Source organism: Arthrobacter sp. SDTb3-6 (genome assembly GCF_013376095.1).
Lineage (GTDB): Bacteria > Actinomycetota > Actinomycetes > Actinomycetales > Micrococcaceae > Specibacter.
In genome coordinates this window covers 156,437-182,379 of the sequence record NZ_JAAMFN010000001.1, presented here as the reverse complement: position 1 = coordinate 182,379, position 25,943 = coordinate 156,437, and the positions used below count along the sequence as shown (strand labels likewise).

Below are 25,943 nucleotides of genomic sequence, written 5' to 3'. Positions count from 1 at the left end.
CACGCCGGACCAACAAACGCTCCCGCGCAACCGGGGCACCAAACCCCAATGCTCCCCCACTTCGCGGAAATGAAGCCCTACACAACTTCCAGGCACTCCGTGTGCCACGGCGGAACTGCGAAAGGGTTGGTGAAAAGGCGCCCGGTTGCAACCGAGGGTCCGGCCAAACAGCCCCGGTTGCAACCGAGCGTTGGGTGGGGGTGCCGGACTTGCGGGCGTGGGCTTGTTCACAATCGGCATCCAGCCCTTGCGCCCGGCTGCCTGAACTACAATCGTAAAGGCAGCCGGCACCCTCGCCGCTTTGCGCACACTTCCACCACATGCCAAAAGGGGGCGCCCGAAGTGAAAATAAATTTCGCACAGTCCGAGCAGTCTACGCTGGGCCTGGAATGGGAAATTGCCTTGGTGGACAAGGAAACGGGCGAACTGGCCGCCCGCGCCAACGAGGTCTTTGCCAACATCGAAGCGGCCCACCCCGGGACGATGGACGGCGGCGAGCACCCCCACATCAAGGGCGAGATGCTCCAAAACACCGTGGAACTGGTCACCGGCGTCAGCCACGCCGTTGCCGAGGGCTGCGAGGACCTGCGCGGAAACCTGAACGTCCTGCGCGATGCGGCGGCGCCGCTGGGGCTGGAACTGCTCAGCGCCGGCACCCACCCGTTCAGCAACCCGCGCAAGCAGCCGGTCACCGACAAGGAACGCTACGCCAAGCTCGTGGACCGCACCCAGTGGTGGGGCAGCCAGATGCTCATTTACGGCGTACACGTCCACGTCGGCCTGGACCATGTCTCCAAGGCCATGCCCGTGCTGGACGGGCTGGTCAACTACTTCCCGCACTTCCAGGCGCTCTCGGCGTCGTCCCCGTTCTGGAACGGCGAGGACACCGGCTACGCCTCGCAGCGGGCCCTGATGTTCCAGCAGCTGCCCACCGCCGGGCTGCCGTTCCAGTTCCCGGACTGGGCGGCCTACGAATCCTATGTCCAGGACATGTTCACCACCGGGGTCATTGACGCGGCCAATGAAATCCGCTGGGACATCCGCCCCGTGGCGGGCCTGGGCACCATCGAGATGCGCATCTGCGACGGCATGTCCACCCTGGCCGAAATCGGCTCCATCGCGGCACTCACGCAGTGCCTCGTGCATGATTTCTCCACCACCCTGGACGACGGCGGCACCATCCCCACCATGCCGCCCTGGCACGTGCAGGAGAACAAGTGGCGCGCCGCCCGCTACGGCCTGGACGCCATCATCATCCTCGACGCCGCCGGCCGCGAACAGCTCGTCACCGAACACACCGTGGAATTGCTGAACAAGCTGGAGCCCGTGGCTGCACGCCTGGGCTGCGCCAAGGAACTCGCCGGCGTCGAGGACATCATCGCCCGCGGGGCCAGCTACCAGCGCCAGCGCCGCGTCGCCGAGGCGCACCGGGGCGACCTGCGCGCCGTCGTGCGTGAACTCGTGGCGGAGATGGCCGGGAACTAGTCCCCACCGGGGCCCACCCGCCGGGCCTCAGCCGGCCGGCAGCACCACCAGCTCGAGGTAGTCGCGCAGGCACCCCGCCATGTCGACGCGCTCGGGCGCCATCAGCCACTGGGTCTGGATCCCGTCCCACAGGGCGATCAGGCTCGCGGCGGCGCGTTCAGGGTCGACGCCGGGGCGCAGCCGCCCTTCGTCTGCGAGCGCGGAAAACGCGCGCAGGTAGCTGGCGCGCAGCTTTTCGTAGCGCCCGGTGAAGTATTCCAGCCCGGGATGGTTGTCCGTGATGGACTCGGCACACAGCACCGTGTAGAGCTCGATGACGCCGGGCACCGTCTCATTGAAGCGCGCCTGGCGGACCACGGCGTCCACCAGCGTCTCCTCCGGGTCCCGGGGCTGCCCGTCGCCGGTGATTGAGTCGCGCCAGTGCAGAACGGCCAGCAGCAGCTCGCTTTTGGAGCGGAAGTAGTGCAGCAGGCTGGTCTGGCTCATTCCCACCTTGTCCGCCACATCCTGCAGGGACCCGCCGCGGTAGCCGTGCGCGGCAAACACCTCGTGGGCGGCCTGGACAATGCTCTCCCGCCGCTGCCTGGACTTCGCATAGGGGCCGCGCTTGGCCGGGCGGGCCGCCATTGGGGTGCTCATGGCATGTCAGCTTAGCCCACGCGGCGGTTCCCCCACGTCAAATTCGAGTAACCACTCGAAATTTATGGTAGTTTTTCCCCAATCCCCCCGAAAAGGATGCGCGGACACCGGCCCGAAGGCCGAAAGGCCCGAAACATGCCACTGCCGGCCCGTGCACCCACATGACGAAGTGAGGTGCCACGACGATGAAGCAGGCAACACGACGGCAGCTGTTGCGGGCCGGTTTGGGAACTGCCGCACTGGGCCTGTTGTCGGGCTGTGCCACGCCCGGAACAACATCCATCAATGCCGCGCCCGCCATTCCCGCAGCAGGCGGCACGGTGACCATTGAATATTGGTCCTGGCTCAAGGACCTCCAGCCCGTGGCGGACCTGTGGAACGCGGCCAACCCGCGCATCCAGGTCAAGACCGTGTGGATCCCCAGCGGCAACAGCGGCGGCTACCCCAAGCTGTTCTCCGCCCTGGCGGCCGGCGGCGGGCCGGACCTGGCCCAGGTCGAGTTCGGCGTCATCCCGTCCTTCATGATGGTCAACGGCCTGGTGGACCTTAACCGCTACGGGGCCGGCGACTTTGCCTCCCGGTACGACAAGACGTTGTGGAACCAGGTCAGCTACGCCAACGGCGTCTACGGCATCCCCCAGGACTCCGGCCCCATGGCCTTGTTCTACCAGCCTGCCGTCCTGGACAAGGTGGGCGCCACGGCGCCGGCAACGTGGGAGGAATGGGCCGCCGTCGCCGCCGAGCTGCGCAAGGCCAAGAGCTACCTGGACTGCTTCCCGCTGGGCGACGCAAGCTTCTTCACCTCCCTGGCCCAGCAGGCCGGGGCCCGGTGGTTCCGCGCAGACCAGGACGGCTGGGTCATCAACATGACCGACGACGCCACGTTGTCCGTGGCCCGGTTCTTTGACGCCGCCATTGACAAGGACCTGGTCCAGACCGGTTTTGGCGCCTACTCCCCCGGCTGGTTCGCGGCCGCGGGCAGCGGCGGCATCGCCTCCCTCACCTCGGCCAGCTGGGCGGATGCACTCATTGAAGGCATCAGCGGCGGCAAGGGCAAGTGGAAGGTCGCCAGGATGCCCACCTGGGGCGCCTCCGGATACGGCTCCAGCTACCTCGGCGGCTCCACGGCGGCCGTGCTCGCCAACAGCAGGCACCCCCGCGAGGCCCTCGAGTTCGCCGTGTGGCTGACGTCCAGCCGCGAAGGCATTGACGCCGAGATCAAGAACTGCGGCATTGGCTGGTCCCCGAGCCCGGACTTCACCGGCACGTCAAGGCAGCAGCACTCGGCGTTCTTCAGCGGCCAAAACTACAACCAGGACGTCTTCGCCCCGGCCTCCCTGCAGCAAAACCCCGGCTGGTCCTGGTGGCCGTCCCAGCAGCAGTCCTTCAACATCCTCAGCGACGGATTCCGCAGAAAGGCCTCGGGAACCACGCTGGTTGATTCCATCGCCACGGCGGAACAACAAATCATGACCGTTTTCAAGAACAGCGGCCTGAGCATCCGAAAGGAAAACGCATGACAACCACGTCCCTCAAGGCACGCCGCGAAGCCACGGCTGCCGTTCCGGCCCGCCGCCGGCGCAACGGCGCCACGACCCGCGCGCCCTGGCTTTTGCTGGCGCCGTTCCTGGCCCTGTTCCTGCTGACGTTCATCCTGCCGATCATCGTGGCGGTCATCTCCAGCTTCACGAAGGTCACCCGGCGCGGCCTGTTTGGTGAGCAGGGGATCAGCAGCGGCTTTGCCGGCTTCTCCAACTACGCCCAGGCGCTCGCCGACGGCAACTTCATCGGCTCGATCGGGCGGATGCTGCTCTTTGGCGTGGTGCAGGTTCCGGTCATGATCGTGCTCGCCACCGTTCTGGCACTGCTGCTCGAATCCGCCTCCGCACGCTGGCCCGGCCTTTTCCGCGCCGCGTTCTTCCTGCCCTATGGCGTCCCGGGCGTCATCGCCACCATCCTGTGGTCCTTCCTTTACGTCCCCGGCCTGAGCCCGCTGTACAGCATTGCTTCCGCCTTTGGCCTGTCGCCGGACTTCCTGGGCCCCCACTCGGTGCTCTGGTCCATTGCCAACATCGTCACATGGAGCTACACGGGCTACAACATGCTCATCATCATCGCCCAGCTCAAGGCGATTCCCGGCGAAGTCTACGAGGCCGCCAGGATGGACGGCGCGTCCCCCGTCCGGGTGGCGTCCAGCATCCAGCTGCCCCTGATCCGCCCGGCGCTGGTCCTGACCACCATCTTCTCCATCATCGGCACGCTGCAGCTCTTCGCCGAACCCCAGGTGCTGCAATCCGTCTCCTCCTCCATTGACAGCCAGTACACGCCCAACCTCAGCGCGTACACCACAGCGTTCGCCTACAACGACTACAACGTCGCCGCCGCCCAGGCCGTGCTCATCGCCGTGATTGCCTTCGCGCTTTCCTTTGCCTTCCTCGCCATCACGAACAGGAAATCCTCATGACCGCAACACTGACCAAGCCCGGGACCAAGCCCGCCACCCGGCCCGCGGCGGCCGGCGGCAAAAAATCCACCACGATACTCGTCACGGGGGCGCTGGTGGTGGCCACCCTGTACTTCCTGGTGCCGGTCTACTGGGTGGTGGTCGCGTCCACGAAGACCACCGGGGACCTTTTCGGCACCAACGGCTTCGCCTTCGCCGCGAACTTCAACCTCTGGAACAACCTGGCCCAGGTGCTCAGCTACGACGGCGGCATCTTTGTGCGCTGGTTCGCCAACTCCGTGCTCTACGCCGGCGTCGGGGCCCTGCTGGCCACCTACATTGCCGCGGCCGGCGGGTACGCGCTGGCCAAGTACACGTTCCGCGGCAGCAACCTGGTCTTCGGCATCATTCTGGGCGGCGTGCTGGTCCCCGGCACCGCCACCGCGCTCCCGCTGTTCCTGCTCTTTAGCCAACTGGGACTGGCCAACACCTACTGGAGCGTGCTGCTGCCCTCCCTGGTGTCCCCGTTCGGGCTGTTCCTGTGCCGGATCCATGCCCAGGCCACGGTGGACCCCGCCCTGATCGAGGCGGCGCGGCTGGACGGCGCCGGCGAGATACGCATATTCCACACCGTGGGCCTGCGCGTGCTGACCCCGGCGCTGGTCACGGTGTTCCTGTTCCAGCTGGTGGGGGTGTGGAACAACTACTTCCTGCCGCTCGTCATGCTCTCCGACACCAGGCTCTACCCCATTACGCTGGGACTGAACAACTGGCTCAGCCAGGTCAACCGGCTGCCCGAGTTTTACCAATTGACCACCGGCGGAGTGCTGTTGTCCATCATTCCGCTCGCCCTTGCCATGATTGTGCTGCAGCGCTTCTGGCGCGGCGGCCTGACCGAAGGATCCGTCAAGTGATGACACCGCCCGCCACTCCCCCCGCATCCTACGTGTCCGACCGCGGCCCCGGTTCCGGCCGCCGCGTCCCGGCCCGCTCCCGCCTCCACAGCGACGCCCCGTCGCTGTCGCTGAACGGCGACTGGCGCTTCCGCCTGCTGTCCGGCCTCCCCGGCTCCCCGGGCGGGCCCGTCCTGCCCGGCGGCGAGGAGCCGGAAGCTGTTGCGGCCGAGGCGTTCGACGACGCCGGCTGGGACACCCTGCCCGTCCCGTCCCACTGGGTGCTGGAGGGCGCGGGCAAGTACGGCCGGCCCATCTACACCAACGTGCAGTACCCCTTCCCGATCAACCCGCCCCACGTCCCGGACGCCAACCCGACCGGCGACTACCGCCGCCGCTTCGACGTCCCCGCCGCCTGGCTGGAGCGCACGACGACGGACGCCGTCACCCTCCGCTTTGACGGCGTCGAGTCACGCTACAAGGTGTGGGTGAACGGGACCGAGATCGGCACCGGCTCCGGCAGCCGGCTCGCCCAGGTGTTTGACGTCACGGAGGCCGTGCGGGCCGGCGAAAACGTCGTGGTGGTCCGGGTGCACCAGTGGTCCGCCGCCAGTTATCTGGAGGACCAGGACCAGTGGTGGCTGCCGGGGATCTTCCGCGACGTGACGCTGCAGGCCCGTCCGGCCGGCGGCATCACCGACGCCTGGCTGCGCACCGGCTGGACGGCAGGCGGCGCACTGACCGGCGCGGGAACGGAAACGGGCACCGGCACCATCGACGCCGAAATCACCGCCGCCCCCGGTGCCTTCCCCATCACGCTCTCGGTGCCCGGGCTGGGCGTCCGGGTCCGCTGGGACTCCCCTGCCGACGTCGTGCCGTTCACGGTGGACAGCGTGGAACCGTGGTCGGCCGAGGTGCCGCGCCTGTATGCAGCCACGGTGTCCAGCGCTGCGGAGACGGTGTCGCTCAGGCTCGGCTTCCGCACCGTGGAAATTGCCGGGGACCGCTTCCTGGTCAATGGCCGCCGCGTGGTGTTCCACGGCGTCAACCGGCATGAGACGCACCCGGACCGCGGCCGCGTCTTCGACGAGGCGGACGCCCGCGAGGACCTGGCCCTGATGAAGCGGTTCAACGTCAACGCCATCCGCACCAGCCACTACCCGCCGCACCCCCGGCTCCTGGACCTGGCCGACGAGCTCGGCTTCTGGGTCATCCTCGAATGCGACCTGGAAACCCACGGCTTCCACACCCAGGGCTGGACGGACAACCCCAGCGACGACCCCGCCTGGCGCGGCGCCTACCTGGACCGGATCGAGCGGACCGTGGAACGCGACAAGAACCACCCGTCCATCGTCATGTGGTCCCTTGGCAACGAATCCGGCACGGGCGCCAACCTGGCCGCCATGTCCGCCTGGGTCCACGCCCGGGACAACGGCCGCCCCGTCCACTACGAAGGCGACTACACCGGCGCCTACACGGACGTGTACTCGCGCATGTACTCCTCCATCCCGGAAACGGACGCCATTGGCCGCGACGGCTCACGCTCCCTGCTGCTGGGCTGCTCCGCCGCGGAATCCGCCCGCCAGCGCCGCAAGCCGTTCATCCTGTGCGAGTACGTCCACGCCATGGGCAACGGCCCCGGCGCCATCGACCAGTACGAGGACCTCGTGGACAGGCACCCCCGGCTGCACGGCGGCTTTGTCTGGGAATGGCGCGACCACGGCATCCGCACGAAGACCGCGGACGGCACAGAATTCTTTGCCTACGGCGGCGACTTTGGCGAGGTGGTCCACGACGCCAACTTCGTCATGGACGGCATGGTCCTCTCCGACTCCACCCCCACCCCGGGCCTGTACGAGTACAGGCAGGTCGTCTCCCCGCTCCGCCTGGCCCTCACGAGGGACGACGACGGCGCGCCCTGCCTGCGGGTGGCGAACCTGCGCCACACGGCCGACGCGTCCGACGTCGTGCTCCGCTGGCGGGTGGAGCACGACGGCGCCGTCACGGCGTCCGGCGAGGTGGACGCGGCAGCCCCCGGCGGAGGGGCGCTGGCGGCCGGCACTTCCACGGCGCTCCCGCTCCCGCCCGTGGCGGCCGCACCGCACGGGGAAACCTGGCTGACGGTGGAGGCCGTGCTGCGCGAGGCGACCTCGTGGGCGACGGCCGGCCACGTGCTGTCCGCGGCACAGCTGGACTGCTCGGCGCCCCGCACGCCGGCCAGGGCCCCGCGCCCCGCAGCACCCGTGGCCGCCCCCGCCGGCGGCGCCGCCGTGCCGGGCACCCTCACCCTGGGGGCCGCCGTGTTCGACGCCGGCCGGCTCGTCTCGCTGGCCGGCCTGCCGGTCTCCGGCCCCCGGCTGGAGCTGTGGCGCGCCCCCACCGACAACGACAAGGGTGCCGGCTTCGGCTCCTACGACCTGGCCGACCCGTGGCTGGACAATGGCAACGGCGTGCCGGCGCCGTCCTCCGCGAGCATGTGGCTTGCGGCCGGGCTGGACCGGCTCACGGGCCGGGTCGAGGACGTTGCCGTGCTCGACGGGGGCCTGCGGGTGAACACAAGCTACGCCGCGGCCAACAGCCGCGAGACGGTGTCCGTGGCGGAAAACTGGCAGCTGGCGGACGGGGAGCTGTGGCTGCGGGTGGACATTGCGCCCAGTGCCGGCTGGGACACCGTGTGGCCGCGCATCGGCATCCGCCTGGACCTGCCGGTGTCGGTGGACGGCGCCTCCTGGTTTGGTGCGGGGCCGCGGGAATCGTACCCGGACAGCATGCATGCCGCGCTGGTGGGCCGCTACTGCGCATCCCTGGACGGGCTCGCCGTGCCGTATGCCCGGCCGCAGGAAAGCGGGCACCGCAGCGGCGTCCGCTCGCTCGAGCTGTCCCGCAGCGGCAAACCCTGGCTGCGGATCGACGCCGAGCCCGATGCCGCCGGCAGGCGGCCCGGCTTCACGCTGTCCCGGCACACGGCCCAGGAGGTGGCCATGGCCGGGCACCCGCACGAGCTGCCGGAGCCGGCCCACAGCCACCTGTACCTGGACGCCGCCCAGCACGGGCTGGGCTCGCGCGCCTGCGGGCCGGACGTGTGGCCGGACTTCGCGCTCCGCCCGGAAGCGCGGGCCCTGGTGTTGAAAATCACTGCCGGCCAAGGCATCCGGCCGCCGCGGCGGGGCATTTCTTAGCGAATTCTTAAGCGCCGTGCGGGACAGTGGAGGAAAGGCCTTCGGGCCGCCTCCCAGTCCCCGCACGCATCGGAGAGTTACTTGTCCCATCCTGTTCCAGACCACCAGTACCGTGACGGCCGCCCGGGCGGTGCCGCCCCCCGCCATGCGTCCGGGGCGGCCACCCGCCTGACCGTGCTGCCGCAGCTTCGGCTGTGGGGCCTGTGGGTCGTGGTGCTGTCCGCAGCGGTCCTGACCCTGGGTTTTGTGGCCACCGACGTGCACGGTTTCAGCGCCGACGAGTTCACCGTCGACCAGGACCTGAGCCGGCACCATGACGGCGTGCTGACCGCCCTGGCGATGACCTTGAACTACGTGTTTTCCCCCGTCGGCGCGGTGCTGGTCATTGCCCTGTGCTGCCTGTTCCTGCTGGTGGTGCGGAAATCCCCCGTGAATGCCATTGCCTTTGGCGGCACGGCCGCCGCCGGGTACCTCTCCAGCCAGTTCTTCAAGGCCATCGTGGAGCGCCAGCGCCCCAACCCGGCGCTGCTGTTTGACCCGCTCGCCCCGGAAACCGGCTCCAACAGCTTCCCCAGCGGCCACGTGGCGCTGGCCGTGGGGCTTGCCTGGGCGTTCTGGTTCCTGGCCCGGCACACCCGCTGGTCCAGGCTGGCTGCCATCCTGGGCGTCGTGGTCCCCGTGGTCCTGGCCTGGTCCAGGCTCTACATCGGCGTCCACTACCCCACCGACGTCATTGCCTCCTTCCTGGCGGCCACCGCCGCGGTGCTTCTCTTCGTCGGCGTGTGGAACCGCTTCCAGGGAAGCGTGCTGCCGCGCATACCCCTGCTGGAGCGCTTTGGCCCGGTCCGCGCCGGGGCCGCCCCTGCAGCCCGCCACTAACGAAAGGCCGCACCGTGAACATATTTGCCACCGCGCTTCCTGCGCTTGCCCCCGCCGGCCTGACGTCGGTCATGGACCCGTCGGCCCTCCTGCAGGGCCTCGGCCCCGCCACGCTGGCCGTGGTCGCCGTGATCGTCTTCATTGAATCCGGCCTGCTTTTCCCCTTCCTGCCCGGCGATTCCCTGCTGTTCACGGCCGGGCTGCTGCACCAGCAGCTGAACCTGGCCCTGCCCGTGCTGATCGGCGTCGTCGCGATTGCGGCGATCGCCGGCGACCAGGTCGGCTACCTGCTGGGGCGCAGGTTTGGCCGGCGCTGGTTCAAGGACGACGCCCGGATCCTGAAGACCAAATACCTCGTGGAGACGGAAACGTTCTTCGCCAAACGCGGCGGCTGGGCCATTGTCCTGGCGCGGTTCGTGCCCATCGTGCGCACCTACGCGCCGCTCGTGGCCGGCGTTGCCAAATACGACCACAAAAAGTTCACCCTGTGGAACGTGACGGGGGCAATCGGCTGGGCCGCCTCCGTCGTCCTGCTGGGCACCTGGCTGGGCCACTTTGAGGTCATTGCCAAGAACATCGACCTGATTGCCGTCCTCATGGTGCTGGTGTCCATCATTCCCGGCATCATCAGCGTGCTGCGCTCCCGCCGGGCGGCGCGCCGGGGCGTCCCCCCGGTGCACGAGGCTGCCAACGCCGCCACAGGCGACAATGGAAGGCATGCACACCAATGAGCGCCCCCGCCTCCTGCTCGTGGAGGACGACCCCGTCCTGGGCCCGTTGACGGCACAACTGCTGGCCGGGGACTACGACGTCGAACTCGCCGCGGACGGGCAGTCCGGGCTGCACCTGGCCCTGACCCGGGAATGGACGGCCATCGTGGTGGACCGCGGCCTGCCCGTCATGGACGGCATCGAAATGATCCGCGCCCTGCGCCGCGCCGGAAACGGCACCCCCGTCCTGGTTCTCACCGCGCTGGGCAGCACCGCCGAGAAGATTGCGGGGCTCGACGCCGGTGCCAACGACTACATGGCCAAGCCGTTCGACGCCGGCGAGCTGCGCGCCCGCCTGCGCGCCATCACCCGCCGCTTTGACGCCGCCCCGGCCCGGCTGTCCATTGGCGACTGGACCCTGGACCCTGCGGGCCGGCTGCTGCGCTCCATCTACGGCGGGCATGTTGAGCTCACGGCCAAGGAGGCCGAGCTGCTGGCCATGCTCGCCGGGGAGCCGGGGCGCGTCTTCACCCGCCCGGAGCTCATGGCGGCGCTGTTCCACCCGCAGGATTCCCCCGGCGTCATCGACACCTATGTGCACTACCTTCGCAAGAAGGTCTCCAAGTCCGTCATCCGCACCGTCCACGGCTCCGGCTACCAGATCGGCGACGCTTCATGACGTCCCGCACGCCGGGCCCCGCCGGCACGCGGCCCGACGAACTGCAGCTGCGCCGGGCGGCCCTGACGGTGGGCCTGCGGATTGCCGTGGCCATCGCCGTCATGGTGATCGCCGTGATCGTGGCGGCCGCCATCTACATGCTCTACCTCTCCCACCACCCGGACGTGTCCAGGCAGGACCCCCATTCGGCCAGGGTGTACGTCGAGTCCAATGACATGCTCAAGGCCATGGCCGTGGCCGGCCTGGCCGGCATCCTGGCCGCCGGGGCCATTGGCTGGCTCAGCGCCCGCAACGCCATCCGCCCGCTGGGGCGGGCCCTGGAACTGCAGCGCCGCTTCGTCCAGGATGCCAGCCATGAGCTGCGCACCCCGCTGGCCATCCTCGACGCCCGGGTCCAGCTGGCCCAGGACCACGTGGCCGCAGGCACCGAAGCGGCGGCGCTGCTCGCCCAGGTCCGGCACGACACGGCCGGGCTGGCCGCCACGGTCCAGGAGCTCCTGCTGGCGGCGACGGGGGATCCCGGGTCAGCCGATGCCGAACCCGTGGACGTCAATGACGTGGTTGCCGGGGTCACGGCAGACTTCCAGGACATGGCCGCCGGCCGCGGCATCCGCCTGGAGTTCGTGCACACCGGCAGCCCCCGCGTGCGCATCCAGCCCAACAGCCTGCGCCGCGCCGTCCTTGGACTGGTGGACAACGCCCTCACCCACACGCCCGAAGGCGGACGGGTCACTGTCACGGCCATGTCCCGGGGCAGGGAAGCGGCCATCACCGTGGCGGACACCGGCACCGGGATTTCCGGGATCGACCAGGACCGCGTCTTCGACCGGTTCGCCCGCACGAGTGAGCCCTCCCCCGGCAACCGGCGCAGCTACGGCCTGGGCCTGGCCCTGGTCAGGGAGATCGCCGTGGCCGCCGGCGGGCAGGTGGAGATCAGCTCCACGGGCCCGCGCGGCACCACCATGGCCCTGACCTTCCCCGCCGTGCCGTAGCCCCAAGCACGCAGTTCGGGCAATGTCCGCCCGAAGCGGCTATTGTCGCTGGAAGCACGCACTTCCCGAACCGAAAGGGCAACCATCATGAGTGGCAACCCGGCGCTGGCCCGCCGCCTGGGCACGGTCGACGCCGTCGTCATCGGCCTCGGCTCCATGATCGGGGCCGGCGTTTTCGCAGCCTTTACGCCGGCGGCCCAGGCAGCGGGTTCGGGACTGCTCGTCGGGCTGGCCGTGGCCGGCGTCGTCGCGTATTGCAATGCAACGTCCTCGGCGCAGCTGGCCGCCGCCTACCCGACGTCCGGCGGCACATACGTTTACGGGCGGAAGCAGCTGGGTGAATGGCCCGGGTTCCTGGCCGGCTGGGGATTCGTGGTCGGAAAGACGGCCAGCAGCGCCGCCATGGCGATGACGTTTGCCGCCTACGCCGCGCCTCCGGGATGGGAAAGGCCGGTGGCGATTGCCGCCGTCGTGCTCCTGGTGGCCGTGAACTACCGGGGCGTGACCCGCACGGCGGCGCTGGCCCGGGTCATTGTGGCGGCCGTGCTCGTTGCGCTGGCCGTGGGCGTGTCGGCAGCCTGGGCGGGCGGCCCGTCCGGCGGAGGGGGCCGGTTGTGGGGCGCCGGGGTCCTCTCGCACGGCTGGTACGGGATCCTGCAGTCGGCCGGGCTGCTGTTTTTCGCCTTCGCCGGCTACGCACGGATCGCGACCCTCGGCGAGGAGGTGAAGGACCCGCGCCGGACCATCCCGCGCGCCATCCTCGTGGCCCTGGCCATCGCGGCGGTGGTCTATGCTGCCGTCGCCGCCACGGTCCTGGCCGCCCTGGGGCCCGACGGCGTTGCCGCCGCCCCCGCGCCCCTCGCCCAGGCGGTGGCGGCCGGCGGGTGGGCCTGGGCGGCCCCCGTGGTCCGGGTCGGCGCGGCGCTGGCCTCCCTGGGCGCGCTGCTGGCGCTCGTCGCTGGGCTGGGCCGGACGTCGCTGGCCATGGCGCGTGAATCCGACCTTCCCCGCTGGCTTGCCGCCGTGCACCCCACGTTTCAGGTGCCGCACCATGCCGAGCTGACCCTGGGCGCGGTGATTTGCGTGATCATTGCCGTTGCGGACCTGCGCGGGGCCATCGGATTTTCCTCCTTTGGCGTGTTGGTGTACTACCTGGTGGCCAACGTTTCGGCGTTCACCCAGGACCGGGCGGCCCGCCGCTACCCCCGGTTCCTGCAGCTGCTGGGCGCGGCCGCCTGCCTGGTCCTGGTGGCCACGCTGCCGCTGGAGGCGGTCGTGGCGGGCCTGGTCATGTTTGCCGTGGGAACCGGCTACCGGCTTTTCCGGCTGCGCCGCGCCCGGGGCTGAGGCACGGGCAGCGCGAACGGGCACTTGACAGTGATGTTTGCGGGCATCCGCGTCAGGTGCCGGTTCGCGCTACAGGCTGATGCTGCCCACCGGCATGGAGGAGTCGGGTGCGAACGCGAGGTTGCTGGGCGCCACCCCGTTCATGACCAGCTGGGCGCCAAGGGCCGCCACCATGGCGCCGTTGTCGGTGCACAGGGACAGCTTGGGCACCAGCAGCGCAATGCCCGCCGCCTCGCACCGCTTCCGGGCCAGTTCGCGCAGCCGGGAATTGGCAGCCACGCCGCCGCCCAGCAGCAGCGTGGTGATGCCGTTTTCGCGGCACGCCAGCACCGCCTTGGCAGTGACGACGTCCATCACCGCTTCCTGGAACGACGCCGCCACGTCGGCCACCGGGACGTCCTCACCCCGGGCTTCGTACCCCTCCACGCAGCGGGCCACCGCGGTCTTCAGGCCGGAGAAGGAAAAGTCATAACGGTGCGGTCCGGGGGCTTCGGCGGTGCCCATGTACTTGGGGACGCTCAGCCCCCGGGGAAACCGGATGGCCTTGGGATTGCCCTCCCTGGCCAGCCTGTCGATGGCGGGCCCGCCGGGGTAGCTCAGGCCGAGCAGCCGGGCCACCTTGTCAAAGGCCTCACCGGCGGCGTCATCTATCGTGGCGCCCAGCAATTCCACGTCTGAGGCGATGCTGCGCACCCGCAGGATTTCGGTGTGGCCGCCGGAAACCAGCAGGGCGCCGAGGTTTTCCGGCAGTTTCCCCGCCGTGGACGCGGCGGCGATCGACTCGTCCAGCAGCCCCACGCCCACGTGTGCCACCAGGTGGTTGATGGCGTACAGCGGCTTGCCCGTGGCCAGGGCCAGGGCCTTGGCGGCACTCACGCCCACCATGAGGGCGCCGGCCAGCCCGGGTCCGCTGGTCACCGCGATGGCATCGACGTCGGCCAGCGCCACGCCGGCGTCGGCGAGCGCCTGTTCCAGCGTGGGCACAAACGCGTCCAGGTGCGCCCGCGAGGCGATCTCGGGGATCACGCCGCCAAAGCGCACGTGCTCCTCCATGGAGGAGGACACCGTGTTGGTGAGCAGCTCGACCCCGTGGACCAGCCCCACGCCGGTTTCGTCGCAAGAGGATTCGATCCCCAGGATCAGCGGATTGGCCTGGTTCATGACGGGTCCTTCGTGTCTGTCGTTTCCGCAGCATCGGCGGCTGCCGCGCCGGTCCAGGCGGCCACGGACAGGCGCATGACCAGCCCGTCCGAGCCGTCCCGGTAGTAGCGGCGGCGGGTGTGGATGTGTTCAAAGCCAAAGCGGCGGTAGAGTTCCTGCGCGCGCGGGTTGGTGGCGCTGACCTCCAACATCACGTCCCGGGCGCCGCGCCGCCGCGCCTCCCCGATGAGTTCGGCCAGCATGGCCCGGGCAATGCCGCGTCCCTCAAATTCCGGCAGGACGCCGATGGTCTGGATGTCCCCGATGGGCGGCACGCACATGAGCCCCGCGTACCCCACGGTTTGGGGGCGGCCGTCCCCGCCGGGCACTTCGGCGACGATGTACCGCCTGGTCAGGGGTGCGGCCAACTCGTCTTCAAAGAGCTGGCGCGGCCAGCAGTCCACACCGAACAGCAGGGCGTCCATGGCCGTGATGGGGCCGACGTCGGACGCGGCCATGTCCCGCAGCGTCGCCGGCGCCTGGGGCACCCGGGCGACGTCCGCCTCCTGGCCCGTGACAGCAGGCCCATTCCCGGCCGGCCCATTCGCAGCAGCTCCATTCACAGCCGGTCCATTCACAGCAGGTCCATTCACAGCAGGGCCCGCTTCCGGGGTCCGGGGACCTTCGCGTCGGACTCACGCAGGTACAACGGCGCGCTGCCGGGCAGCTCGATCCCGGCCCGGATCCTGCCCGACGCCATGTGGCCCAAGGAGGCGGCGGTGGGCTGCAGGCCGGCGGTGGCGGGGTCCACGGTGCAGCCGTTCCCCGCAAGCTCCGCAGCGTACAGTCCTGCGCCAGCCCCGTGGACGGGCACGTCCCGGAGGTCCGCAGCCGGGCCCACCACCGGGCCCTCCAACAGTTCGCCGGTGCCGGAGAAGCGCGCCCAGTAGACTTCCTTCCGCCGGGCGTCCGTCGCCACCACAAACTCGCCGGCGGGCCGGCCCGCCGGCCCCTGCGCGGCCTGCCGCAGCGCGAGCACGTCCCAGGCCAGAGCCTCCAGGCTCATGAGCCCGTGCAGAGGCACCTGCCAGGTGAACGCCAGTGTGCGGGCCATGGCAATCCCGGACCGCAGGCCGGTGAACGGGCCGGGGCCCACCCCGACCACGATGGCGTCCAGCGCGGGCCCTTCCGCGACAGGGTCGGTGAACAGGGACCGGATGCCCGGGGCCAGCACCTCGGCGTGGGTGCGGGTGTCGGCCGTGGCAAATTCTGCCTCGACCCGTGCAGGCGCGGCGGACGCTGCGGTCCCGTCGAAGGAAAGCAGGGCCGCGCTGGCCACGGCGGAGGTGTCAATGGTGAGGATGCGCACGCATCCAGCCTATTCCACGGTCCCGCGCGGACCGGCGGGCTGGCGGGTGCCGGTCCCGTCGAGCACGCTGAAGTCAACGCCGTCCCAGCGCGGGCCGACGGCGTTCAGGCGCACGGTCCGGGGTTCATCGGCGTCGTCGGCTTCAAAGGCGCCGGGCGCCACGCCGTCCCCGCCTGATGCCTCGCCGGGGGTCCCGCTGCCTGTGTCCCGGCCGCCCGTGCTGCGGCCCAGCTCGATTTCGAGCCTGTTGGCGGAGAGGTGCTCCACCCGGCCGGCGCCCCATTCCACGACGGTGACGGCCGAGTCCATGGTGTTTTCCAGGTCGATGTCGTCAATTTCGGCCTCGGAGCCAAGCCGGTACGCGTCCACATGGACCAGGTCGGGGCCGCCGGGTCGGGGGCCGTCAGCCAGGTTGTGGTGGATGCGGACCAGCACGAACGTCGGCGAGATGATGCCCTCGCGCACGCCGAGGCTGCGGCCCAGGCCCTGCGTGAACGTGGTTTTGCCGGCCCCCAGCCCGCCGCTGAGGATGACCAGATCGCCGGCCCTGAGCAGGCCGGCGAGGTTTTCGGCCAGCCGCTGGGTTTCCCCGGCCGTGGCGGTGGCAAATTCCCAGGCCATCAGGCGCCGCCCACATAGCTGCGCGGGACGCGCCCGCTGATGCGGGTCACCACCTCGTAGTTGACCGTCCCGGCGGCTTCGGCCCACTGCTCAACGAGGGGACCGCCGTCGGACCCGTCACCAAAGAGGACGGCGGCGCAGCCAAGCGCCGAGCCGGGCACCTCGGCACCGCTGAAGCCTGCACGCCCGTCGGGGCCAAGGTCAATGACCATCTGGTCCATGGCGATCCGGCCCACCACGGGGTAGGTGGTGCCATTGACGCGGACGGGGCCGCCCGTGGCGACGCGCGGAATCCCGTCCGCATACCCCAGCGGGATCAGCCCCAGGGTGGTGGGCCGGTTGCTGACAAAATTCAGCCCGTAGGACACGCCCTGGCCGGCGGGCACGTCCTTGCAGAGGGCCACGCGGGTTTGCAGCGTCATGGCCGGGACCAGGCCCAGCTGGGCGGAGGTGCGGTCCTCAAACGGCGAGAGGCCGTAGATGCCCAGGCCCGTGCGGACCAGGTCAAAGTGTGCGTCCGGGCGGGACAGCGTGGCCGGCGTGTTGGCAATGTGGCGCACTTCCAGGTCCGCGCCGGCGTCCTCGGCAATGGCCACGGCCTCGCGGAACACCTCGAGCTGGGCGTCCGTTTCGGGCCGGTGGGGCTCGTCGGCCACGGCCAGGTGGCTGAAGACGCCCACCACGCGCAGCAGCCCCTCGTCCTGGTAGGCGATGGCGTCGGAGACCAGCGCATCCCACCCGGCCATGGAGCAGCCGTTGCGCCCCAGTCCAGTGTCAATCTTCAGGTGGATGCGTGCCGGGCGTTCCTGCGCGCGCGCGGCGGCGGCAATGTGTTCCAGCTCCCAGCCGGAGCAGCCCACGTCGATGCCGGCGGCGACGGCTGCCGCGAAGTCGGTGGACGGGGTGTGCAGCCAGGCGAGCACCGGCGCGTCAATGCCGGCTGCGCGGAGCTGGAGGGCCTCGGAGACGTGGGCCGTGCCCAGCCAGTCCGCCCCCGCGGCCAGGGCGGTGCGGGCCACGGGCAGCATGCCGTGGCCGTAGGCGTCGGCCTTGACCACGGCCATGAGCTTGGCCGGGGCCGCAATGGAACGCAGCGTCCCGATGTTGTGGGCGATGGCGGAAAGGTTGATGACGGCTTGCCGTTCCGGGACGTGGCCGTGGACGGGCAGGGGCTCAACGGTGGGATTCACAGCTTCATTTTAGGCCTTCGCGCCGCCGACCCCGCGCGGCCGGACGGCCAGGGGGCGGCCCGGCCGCCGGGGCGCGGTGATTCCAGCACCGCAGTGCGAAGATGGAAAGGATAAATTTCCAGGCCCGGCAGGAAAGGCACGCCAGTGCACCAGGTTCGACGCGTTGCCATGCTCTCCCTCCACACCTCCCCCCTGGACCAGCCGGGCGGGGGCGACGCCGGCGGCATGAACGTCTACGTCCGCCAGCTGGCCCTGGAGCTGGCCGCGGCGGGCATCCTGGTTGACATTTATACGCGCCGGACGTCCCTGGAACTGGCGGACACGGTGGCGCTGGCGCCCGGCGTGAACGTCCACCATGTGACGGCGGGCCCCTTCGGCAAGGTGTCCAAGGAGTCGCTGCCGGAGCTGGTCCCCCAGATGGCCGACGCCGTTGCCGCCCACATGCGCCACCTTTCCACCCAGCCGTCCCCGGCCTGGCCGGCGGCCGGTGCGGGCGGCGGCCTTCCCGGGCCCGTCCCCGTCAACGTGGTGCATTCCCATTATTGGGTATCCGGGATGGCCGGCATCCTGGTGGCCCGCGGGCTTGACCTGCCGCTGGTCCACACGATGCACACCATGGCCCGGGTGAAGAACAAGCACCTGCCCTCGGGCCAGGCCGCCGAACCGGGCATCAGGGAAGAGGGCGAACAGCAGATCGTGGCTGCGGCCACGCGCCTGATTGCCAACACGACGGCCGAGGCCGCGGAGCTGGAGGCACATTACGACGGCTGTGAGCAGCGCATTGACGTGGTCTCCCCCGGCGTGGACCTGAAGGTGTTCAAGCCGGCCTTCCGCGACCGTTCACGCCAGCTGCGCGGCATTGCCCCGGCCGACTTCCATGTGGTGTTTGCCGGCCGGCTGCAACGGCTGAAGGGCCCGCATGTGCTGGTCAAGGCGGCGAAGCTGCTGCGCGCCGAACGCCCTGACATTCCGCTGCGGCTGACCTTCCTCGGCGCCCGCAGCGGCAACGACAAGTACGACCTCGGCCAGCTGGTGGCGGAGGCCGGCCTCGCCGGCACCGCCGCCGTGCTCCCGCCCGTCACCGCCGCGGAACTGGCGGACTGGTACCGCAGCGCGGACCTGGTGGCCGTGCCGTCGGCCAGCGAGTCCTTCGGGCTGGTGGCGTTGGAAGCACAGGCGTGCGGGACCGCCGTCGTCGCCACCAACGTGGGCGGACTGCCGCGTGCCGTCAGCGACGGCCGCACGGGGCTGCTGGTGGACGGCCGCTCCTCCAGGCTTTGGGCCGAAGCCATCGCCTCGCTCCACGACTTCCCGCAGACCCGCAAGGACATGGGACGGGCCGCCTCCGTGTTTGCCGAGTCGTTCGGATGGGAAAACACGGCCGCGCAGACCATGGCCAGCTACGACCTTTCGCTGACCTACCAATACGTGGCCCCGCCGGGCTGCTGACCAGCCACTGACGGGCAGGCGTGTCCCCTATCACAAAACCGGGCAACGCTGTAGCGTGTGACAAGTACCCGCATTTAGATGACAACTTTGTCATTTATGGCGCAACGTCAACTGTCCCGGCAAAAACGCCGGGCGGTTCCTGTCGAAAGGTCCACATCACTCGTGAAAACCTTGGGGAGAGCTCTGTTATCCAGGCCGGGATTCAGGAGGGCTGCGGCAATTTCCGCAGGCCTTCCGTTGCTCCTGGCCACCGTGGGGGCGCTGCCGGCCACGGCCGGCCCGCTGCCGGCCACGGCATCCACCGTCCAGGCCAAAAACCCTGGCCCGGCCACCTACCAGGCGGGCCGCTACATTGTGGTCCTGGCCGAAAGGCCGGCCGCGACCTATGCGGGCGGCACTGCCGGGCTGGCCGCAACCAAGCCGGACAAGGGCCGCAAGCTCGATGCCAGCAAGCCGGCCGTGAAGAAGTACCAGGACCACCTGCGCACCAGGCAGTCGGCCGTGGCCAAATCTGAAAATGTCAAGATCAACCGGACGTACACCGCCGCCCTCAACGGCTTCTCGGCGGAACTGTCCGCCGCACAGGCCCTCAAGCTGGCCAGGGACCCGCAAGTCCTGATGGTTGCCCCGGACACGGAGAACGCACCGGACTACTCCACCACCGATTTCCTGGGCCTGAGCGGGCCGAACGGCACCTGGAACTCCGCCTTTGGCGGACAGGGGAACGCCGGCAAGGGCGTCGTGGTGGGCGTGATCGACTCGGGGTATACGCCGTCGAGCCCGTTCTTCGCCGGCGATGACGTCAAGCCGCTGACGGGCACACCGCAGGTGGGGGTCCCCTACCGCACCCCGGACGGCAAGATCGCCATGTTGAAGGCCGACGGCGAAACGTTCCTCGGCGAGTGCCAGCCGGGCACGGGCAGCGGCGCCGCCTTTGACGGCTCCGCCTGCAACTCCAAGGTCCTGGGCGCACGGTACTTCGCCGAAGACTTCCTGAACTACGTGGCACCGGAACACCGGGCGCCACAGGAACTGCTTTCGCCGGTGGACGTGGGCAGCCACGGCACGCACACGGCCAGCACCGCGGCCGGCAACGCCAACATCCATGCCACGGTCGGCGGCAAGGACATGGGCACCACCAGCGGCATTGCCCCGGCGGCGAAGCTGTCCATCTACAAGATCTGCTGGGAGGACGACGACCCCAACACGGGCGGCTGCTACACCTCCGCCTCCGTGGCGGCCATTGACCAGGCCATCCTGGACGGCGTGGACGTGCTCAACTATTCCATCTCCGGCAGCACGGCCACCATCACCGACCCCGTGGCGCTGGCGTTCCTGTCCGCAGCCTCGGCCGGCGTCTTTGTGGCCGCGTCCGCCGGCAACTCCGGCCCCGCCGCAGGCACGGTCAACCACGGCGCCCCGTGGCTGACCACCGTCGCGGCCACCACCTTCAGCTCCGAACTGCAGGGGACGGCGGCATTTTCCGACGGCACCAAGTTCCGCGGTGCCAGCATGATGGACCATGAAGTCCCGGCCAGCCACGTTGTCCTCGCCGCCGATGCGGCAGCAGCGGGCGCGGCCACGCCGGAACTCTGCGGCCCCGATTCGCTGGACGCCGCCAAGGCCGCCGGCAAGGTCGTTGTCTGCGACCGCGGCGTCTTTGACCGGGTGGCCAAGAGCGCCGAAGTGAAGCGGGCGGGCGGGATCGGCATGATCCTGGCCAACATCACCCCCGGGTCCGAGGACCTTGACCTCCACTCGGTGCCCACGGTCCACGTGAACCCGCCGGCCAGCCAGCAGATCAAGGACAAGGTCACGGCCACCCCGGACATCCTGGTGGCCCTGGTCAACAAAGACACGACGGGCCTGCCCGTTGAGCCGCAGCCGCAGATCGCCGGCTTCTCCTCCAGGGGCCCGCTGACGGCCACGGATTCGGACCTGCTCAAGCCCGACGTCGCCGCCCCCGGCGTTGGCGTGCTGGCCGGGGTCTCACCCATCGGTTCCGACGGCGCCCGGTTCGGCATGATGTCCGGAACGTCCATGGCGTCCCCGCATGTTGCCGGCTTCGGGGCCCTCGTCCTGTCCCGGCACCCCACCTGGTCCCCTGCCACGGTCAAGTCGGCCATGATGACGACGGCGTCCGGCGTCGTCAATGCCGACGGCAGCAAAAACACCGACGTCTTCGCAACCGGCGCCGGCCAGGTGGCCGTCGCGAAGGTGCCCGACCCGGGCCTGGTCTACGACGCCGGCACCAACGACTACCTCAGGTTCATCCAGGGCACCGGCCTGGACCTGGGCATCCCGGGGCTCGGCAGCACGGCGCCCCGCGACATGAACCTGGCCTCGTTTGCCCTCGGCAGCCTGGCCGGCAAGGTCACCGTCACCCGTACCGTGACGGCTCTGGCACCGGGCCTGTACCGGGCCACGGCCAAGGTGCCCGGCGTGAACGTCAAGGTCACCCCTTCCGTGCTGAACTTCGCCAAGGCGGGCCAGCAGCAAACCTTCACGGTCACCTTCGAAAACGCCACGGCACCGCTGGGCAAGTTCGCCATGGGCAGCCTGGTCTGGGAGGGTGCCGGCAAGCACGTCGCCTCGCCCGTCGCCGTACGGCCGCTGCCGGTCATCGCGGCCAAGGACGTGGCGTTCACCTCCGCCGGCGGCACCGGCACCGGAAACATCCCGGTCGTGTCCGGCACCAATGCCCCCATCCAGGTGACGCTCGACGGGTTGTCGAAGGCGGATTCCTCGGAGATCTCGCTGGTGCCCGGCCCGCTCGAGGTGGCGGACGGCCCGTCGAACTTCCTCAAGACCGTCCAGGTCCCGGCCGGGGCCAAGCTGGCGAAGTTCTCCGTCATCTCCTCGGATCCGGCGGCCGACTACGACATGGTGGTCTTCAACCCGGCAGGATCGTACTACGACGTCCGAACCGGGTCCTCCAGCGAGACCCTTTCGCTGGCCGACCCGGCGCCCGGCACGTACACGATCCTGGCGAACCTCTACTCCAGCGCCGACGGGGCGGCCGTGAAGGCCACCGTTGACGCCGCTGTGCTGGGCGCGGAGACGGGCAACGCGACCGTGACGCCCAACCCGCTGAAGCTGGCCAACGGCAAGTCGGGGGCGGTGGTCCTGGCCTGGACCGGCCTGGACCCGGGCTCCTACATTGGGCGCGTCTCCTTCGGCGGCACCGGGACCCAGACGTTCGTTTCCGTGGTCGTTTCCCCGGACGGCACCGCAGTGGTGCCGGACCAGGGGACGGGCGGGCCCGGGAAGGACAAACCTTACAAGCAGCACCAGCCGCTGGTGCTGCCCGAGTCACCGGCCCAGCCAAACCCGGAACTCTAGGCAGTCCTGGCCGGGCCGGAACGGCCCATGCATTATCGGCCCAGTCAGGCACCCTGCACTTTAACGGCCGGTCCGGTCCGGCCCGGCGCCGGGCCGGACCGGCTATGTGGCGCCGGTGCCGCCGGCCACGGCGCCGAACAAGGGCGCAAGGGCCTGCCAGCGCGCGGTTTCGCAGCTGTCGGTCCGCTTGAACGTGGAGCGGACGTCACGGCCCTTGAACACGCCGCGCACCACCGCCACCTGCGGGCCGCTGTACACGTCGCTGCACATCCGGGGCGGCCCCGGAACGGGGAAGAAGATGGCCTGCCCGTAGCGCTCCAGCGCCGCCACGGCGGCGGCAGGGTCCGGAACAGTTGTTTCCGGTCCGGGCCTGCCGTTCTCCACCACCAGCCGGTAGTCCAGCGGCTTCGCCCCCGGCGACGCCGTCACGGTGATGGACAGGTCCGTGGCCGCAGCCGGCGGCTGCACCGGCATTCCGGAAGCCGGCGGCCGGCCGCCCGTGCCCGGGAGCGCCGGCACCGGCGCGCACGCCGCCAACCCGGCCGCCAGCAGGACGGCCAGGACCACGCCGGCCCAGGCGGCGGCGTCGAACACCGCGGGGTTCCACAACCGTCCCAGGTCCACCGCCTCCTTGCATTTCTGCCATGGTAGCCCACCGACATGGCGGCGGGCGGGGACACGTTCCCGCCAGGGCGGCGCCGAAGTTGGTAACGTCACGGATACGACGAGAGGAATTCCTGCCATGACCGTTCCCGCATCCCCCTCCACCCATCCGGACGCCGGCTGGTGGCGCCAGGCCGCCGTCTACCAGATCTACCCGCGCAGCTTTTCGGACGCCACCGGCGACGGCATCGGCGACCTGCCCGGGGCCACGGCCCGCATGGGCTACCTCTCGGCGCTGGGCATCGACGCGATCTGGCTGAGCCCGTTCTACCCCTCGGCGCTGGCTGACGGCGGGTACGACGTCGACGACTACCGCAACGTCGATCCCCGCCTGGGCACGCTGGACGACTTCGACGCCATGGTCGCCGCCAGCCACGACGCCGGCATCAAGGTGATCGTGGACGTCGTCCCGAACCATTCCTCCAACCGGCACGTCTGGTTCCAGGCCGCCCTCGGCTCCGCCCCGGGCTCGCCCGAACGCGCGCGGTACCACTTCGCGGACGGGCTGGGGGTCAACGGCGAGCTGCCGCCGTCGGACTGGCCCTCGCACTTTGGCGGCGGGGCCTGGACGCGGGTCGTGGAACAGGCCGGCCCCAACGCGGGCAGGCCGGGCCAGTGGTACCTGCACCTGTTCGCCACCGAGCAGCCCGACTTCAACTGGGACCATCCCGAGGTGCAGGCGGACTTCCACACCACCCTGCGCTTCTGGGCGGACCGCGGCGTGGACGGCTTCCGCGTGGACGTGGCCCACGGGCTGGCGAAGGACATGTCCCTGCCGCTGCGGTCCAAGCCCCAGCTGGAGATCCTCGTGGACGACGGCTCGGACCCGCTTTTTGACCGCGACGCCGTCCACGACATCTTCACCGGCTGGCGCGGCGTCCTGAACGAATACGATCCCCCCAAGGCCGCCGTGGCCGAGGCCTGGGTGCCGTTCACCAACCGCCGCCTCATGTACGCCCGCCCCACCGAACTCGGACAGGCCTTCAACTTCGACCTCCTGCAGGCCCCGTTTGACGCCGCCGAGTTCCGGGCCATCGCCGAGAAGTGCCTCGTGGAGGCCGAGGCGTCCGGGGCGTCCTCGACGTGGGTTTTTTCCAACCACGACGTCGTCCGCCACGCCTCCCGCTACGCCCTGCCGGACGGCAGCACCCTCGAAGACCTCGAGGCCTGGCTGCTGGCCGGCGGCACCGTTCCCCCGGCTGACCTGGGGCGCGGGCTGCGCCGGGCCCGGGCGGCAACGCTGTTCATGTTGGGCCTGCCCGGCTCCGCCTATCTTTACCAGGGCGAGGAGCTGGGGCTGTTCGAGGTGGCCGACCTGCCGGAGGCCTCGCTGCAGGACCCGACCTGGTTCCGCACGCAGCACAAGGTGAAGGGCCGCGACGGTTGCCGGGTGCCCCTGCCGTGGCAGCGGGATGCGGCAAACTTCGGCTTTGGCGGCACCCCGTGGCTGCCGCAGCCGGACTGGTTTGCCGGCCACGCGGCCGACGCACAGGACGGCGTCGAGGGCTCCACCCTGGAAATGTACCGCGCCGCGCTGGGCTGGCGGCGCAAGCTGCAAACCGACGAGTCGCTGGCCTGGCTGAGCGAACCGGCGGCGTCCGTGGTGCACTACCGGCGCCCCAACGGCTGGGAGGTGCTGACCAACTTTGGTGCCGCGCCCGCACTGGTGCCCTCCGGCGTCGACCCTGCCAAGGTGGTGCTCAGCTCCGGCGTGCCGGCCACCGGTACCGTCCCGGCAGAAACCACCCTCTGGCTCGCCCCCTAGGCCAAACGCCCGGTTGCAACCGGGGCACTTTCCGCCAACGCCCGGTTGCAACCGGGGCACTGTTTCCAAACCCTTCCGCAACGTCCGCAACGTCTGCGCCCATGGCCGCTCCAGATGGCGCCGAGCTGTGGATAACTTCTGCGGCGGGTGCCCGGCAGCGGCCATACTGGAGCCATGGACACGCCAGAGGAATCCCGGCTCCCGGACGTACCGTTCACGCTCGGCGAGGCCGAATCGCTGGGCGTCAGCCGGGACCGGCTGCGGGGCTCGAACTTCATGGCCGCAGGGTATGGACTGTACAGGCCGGCGACGTGGGAGTTCACGCTGTCCGAGGCAGCCCGCGCACTTTGTGCCGCCACGCCCGGCGCCTGGATTTCCCATACGACGGCGGCACAACTGCACGGACTCATCCTCCCGCCCTGGCTCCAGGACGCTGCGGAATTGCATGTGAGCAAGCCCCGGAAACTGCCCGAAACCCGCCGCAGGGGCATCACCGGCCATACACTTCTCGCCTACGATGACGAGGTGGAAACTGTCAATGGGCTGCGGATCAGCACCCGCGCCCGCACCTGGCTGGACTTGGCCCGCCACCTCCCCCTGCCCAACCTTGTGTGCATGGGCGACCAGCTGATCCGGGTCCCCCGCGCCGTGTTTGAGGGGCGCACCGGTCCCTACGCCACCCCCGCCTCACTGCGCGCCATGACCGCCAGGCACAAAAACCTCCAGGGGATCGTCCGCGCGAGGGATGCACTGGGGCTGATGCGGGTGGGCGCCGATTCCGCGCCGGAGACGCTGCTGCGGCTGGCCATGCTCGACGCCGGCCTGCCGGAGCCGGAACTGCAGCTGTCCCTGTGGCCGACGCCGAGCGCCCCGTCCGCCGACCTCGGCTACAGGCGGCGGAGGATCGCCATCCAGTACGACGGCGGCACCCACGACGACCCCTTCCAGGCCAAACGCGACCAACGCCGCGATGCAGCGTTCCGCAACGCCGGCTGGACCGTCCTGGTCCTTGACAACCATGACCTTGCCGACGGCTACGACGGCGCCGTCCGGCGGATCAAGGCGGCCCTGCGGAACGCGTGGACGGACCCGGCCATCGTCGCCGGCTTCGCCACGGGCAGCTGAACCGGTCCCACATCAAAAAAGGGCGCATGCCCC

Annotated in this window: 21 protein-coding genes; 14 read left to right on the top strand and 7 right to left on the bottom strand. The window is 70.0% G+C overall.

Annotated elements, in window-relative coordinates:
• Positions 1-342: 342 nt before the first annotated feature.
• Positions 343-1,485 (top strand): glutamate--cysteine ligase, encoded by a 1,143-nt coding sequence (locus G6035_RS00895; protein ID WP_176615172.1) that lies wholly within the window; start codon positions 343-345, stop codon positions 1,483-1,485.
• Positions 1,486-1,512: 27 nt separating this feature from the next.
• Here G6035_RS00895 and G6035_RS00890 read toward each other — a convergent pair whose 3' ends face one another.
• The gene (locus tag G6035_RS00890; protein WP_176615171.1) at positions 1,513-2,124 is read right to left on the bottom strand and encodes a TetR/AcrR family transcriptional regulator; all 612 of its coding nucleotides are present in this window, start codon (positions 2,122-2,124) and stop codon (positions 1,513-1,515) included.
• A 185-nt stretch (positions 2,125-2,309) separates the two neighbouring features.
• Between G6035_RS00890 and G6035_RS00885 the strand changes: the two genes are divergently transcribed.
• From G6035_RS00885 to G6035_RS00845, 9 genes are all read left to right on the top strand, one after another.
• The gene (locus G6035_RS00885; RefSeq protein WP_176615170.1) at positions 2,310-3,644 is read left to right on the top strand and encodes an ABC transporter substrate-binding protein; all 1,335 of its coding nucleotides are present in this window, start codon (positions 2,310-2,312) and stop codon (positions 3,642-3,644) included.
• Positions 3,641-4,588, top strand: coding sequence for a carbohydrate ABC transporter permease (locus G6035_RS00880; RefSeq protein ID WP_176615169.1), 948 nt, complete (start codon positions 3,641-3,643; stop codon positions 4,586-4,588). Before G6035_RS00885 ends, G6035_RS00880 begins: the two co-directional genes overlap by 4 nt.
• On the top strand, positions 4,585-5,481 hold the full coding sequence (locus G6035_RS00875) for a carbohydrate ABC transporter permease (RefSeq protein WP_176615168.1): 897 nt from the start codon (positions 4,585-4,587) through the stop codon (positions 5,479-5,481). Before G6035_RS00880 ends, G6035_RS00875 begins: the two co-directional genes overlap by 4 nt.
• Positions 5,481-8,639 carry a glycoside hydrolase family 2 TIM barrel-domain containing protein gene (locus tag G6035_RS00870; protein ID WP_176615209.1) on the top strand — a complete coding sequence of 1,053 codons (3,159 nt, stop codon included), beginning with the start codon at positions 5,481-5,483 and terminating at the stop codon, positions 8,637-8,639. The genes G6035_RS00875 and G6035_RS00870 overlap by 1 nt, the downstream gene beginning before the upstream one ends.
• Positions 8,640-8,720: 81 nt before the next feature.
• Positions 8,721-9,518, top strand: coding sequence for a phosphatase PAP2 family protein (locus tag G6035_RS00865; RefSeq protein ID WP_256127640.1), 798 nt, complete (start codon positions 8,721-8,723; stop codon positions 9,516-9,518).
• Between the two features lie 14 nt (positions 9,519-9,532).
• Positions 9,533-10,249 carry a VTT domain-containing protein gene (locus G6035_RS00860; protein ID WP_371130752.1) on the top strand — a complete coding sequence of 239 codons (717 nt, stop codon included), beginning with the start codon at positions 9,533-9,535 and terminating at the stop codon, positions 10,247-10,249.
• Complete coding sequence (locus G6035_RS00855; protein ID WP_176615167.1) at positions 10,236-10,907, top strand: response regulator transcription factor; 672 nt, start codon at positions 10,236-10,238, stop codon at positions 10,905-10,907. The genes G6035_RS00860 and G6035_RS00855 overlap by 14 nt, the downstream gene beginning before the upstream one ends.
• Complete coding sequence (locus tag G6035_RS00850) at positions 10,904-11,899, top strand: HAMP domain-containing sensor histidine kinase (RefSeq protein ID WP_176615166.1); 996 nt, start codon at positions 10,904-10,906, stop codon at positions 11,897-11,899. The genes G6035_RS00855 and G6035_RS00850 overlap by 4 nt, the downstream gene beginning before the upstream one ends.
• A gap of 87 nt (positions 11,900-11,986) precedes the next feature.
• A complete protein-coding gene (locus tag G6035_RS00845; RefSeq protein WP_176615165.1) occupies positions 11,987-13,246 on the top strand; it encodes an APC family permease in 1,260 nt (419 codons plus the stop codon).
• Positions 13,247-13,315: 69 nt separating this feature from the next.
• Here the strand turns inward: G6035_RS00845 and tsaD are convergent, their stop codons facing one another.
• From tsaD to alr, 5 genes are all read right to left on the bottom strand, one after another.
• Entirely contained in the window at positions 13,316-14,407 is a 1,092-nt protein-coding gene (gene tsaD, locus G6035_RS00840) for a tRNA (adenosine(37)-N6)-threonylcarbamoyltransferase complex transferase subunit TsaD (RefSeq protein ID WP_176615164.1), read from the bottom strand.
• Positions 14,404-14,904 carry a ribosomal protein S18-alanine N-acetyltransferase gene (gene rimI / locus G6035_RS00835; RefSeq protein ID WP_176615163.1) on the bottom strand — a complete coding sequence of 167 codons (501 nt, stop codon included), beginning with the start codon at positions 14,902-14,904 and terminating at the stop codon, positions 14,404-14,406. The genes tsaD and rimI overlap by 4 nt, the downstream gene beginning before the upstream one ends.
• Positions 14,905-15,035: 131 nt before the next feature.
• Complete coding sequence (tsaB, locus tag G6035_RS00830) at positions 15,036-15,755, bottom strand: tRNA (adenosine(37)-N6)-threonylcarbamoyltransferase complex dimerization subunit type 1 TsaB (RefSeq protein ID WP_176615162.1); 720 nt, start codon at positions 15,753-15,755, stop codon at positions 15,036-15,038.
• 9 nt (positions 15,756-15,764) lie between these two features.
• Entirely contained in the window at positions 15,765-16,376 is a 612-nt protein-coding gene (gene tsaE / locus G6035_RS00825; protein ID WP_176615161.1) for a tRNA (adenosine(37)-N6)-threonylcarbamoyltransferase complex ATPase subunit type 1 TsaE, read from the bottom strand.
• Positions 16,376-17,566: an alanine racemase gene (gene alr, locus G6035_RS00820; RefSeq protein WP_176615160.1), complete on the bottom strand. Its 1,191-nt coding sequence runs from the start codon at positions 17,564-17,566 to the stop codon at positions 16,376-16,378. The genes tsaE and alr overlap by 1 nt, the downstream gene beginning before the upstream one ends.
• Positions 17,567-17,710: 144 nt before the next feature.
• Between alr and G6035_RS00815 the strand changes: the two genes are divergently transcribed.
• Both G6035_RS00815 and G6035_RS00810 read left to right on the top strand, forming a co-directional pair.
• Positions 17,711-19,015 carry a glycosyltransferase gene (locus G6035_RS00815; protein ID WP_176615159.1) on the top strand — a complete coding sequence of 435 codons (1,305 nt, stop codon included), beginning with the start codon at positions 17,711-17,713 and terminating at the stop codon, positions 19,013-19,015.
• Positions 19,016-19,252: 237 nt separating this feature from the next.
• Positions 19,253-22,357: a S8 family serine peptidase gene (locus tag G6035_RS00810; protein WP_256127639.1), complete on the top strand. Its 3,105-nt coding sequence runs from the start codon at positions 19,253-19,255 to the stop codon at positions 22,355-22,357.
• Positions 22,358-22,459: 102 nt separating this feature from the next.
• Here G6035_RS00810 and G6035_RS00805 read toward each other — a convergent pair whose 3' ends face one another.
• Positions 22,460-22,981 carry a serine protease inhibitor gene (locus G6035_RS00805; RefSeq protein ID WP_306295850.1) on the bottom strand — a complete coding sequence of 174 codons (522 nt, stop codon included), beginning with the start codon at positions 22,979-22,981 and terminating at the stop codon, positions 22,460-22,462.
• A gap of 118 nt (positions 22,982-23,099) precedes the next feature.
• Here G6035_RS00805 and G6035_RS00800 point away from each other — a divergent pair, with 118 nt between their 5' ends.
• Together G6035_RS00800 and G6035_RS00795 are read left to right on the top strand one after the other, a co-directional pair.
• The gene (locus G6035_RS00800) at positions 23,100-24,785 is read left to right on the top strand and encodes a glycoside hydrolase family 13 protein (protein ID WP_176615157.1); all 1,686 of its coding nucleotides are present in this window, start codon (positions 23,100-23,102) and stop codon (positions 24,783-24,785) included.
• A 174-nt stretch (positions 24,786-24,959) separates the two neighbouring features.
• Positions 24,960-25,910, top strand: a complete 951-nt coding sequence (locus G6035_RS00795; RefSeq protein ID WP_176615156.1) for a DUF559 domain-containing protein — start codon at positions 24,960-24,962, stop codon at positions 25,908-25,910.
• The last annotated feature ends 33 nt before the right edge of the window (positions 25,911-25,943 follow it).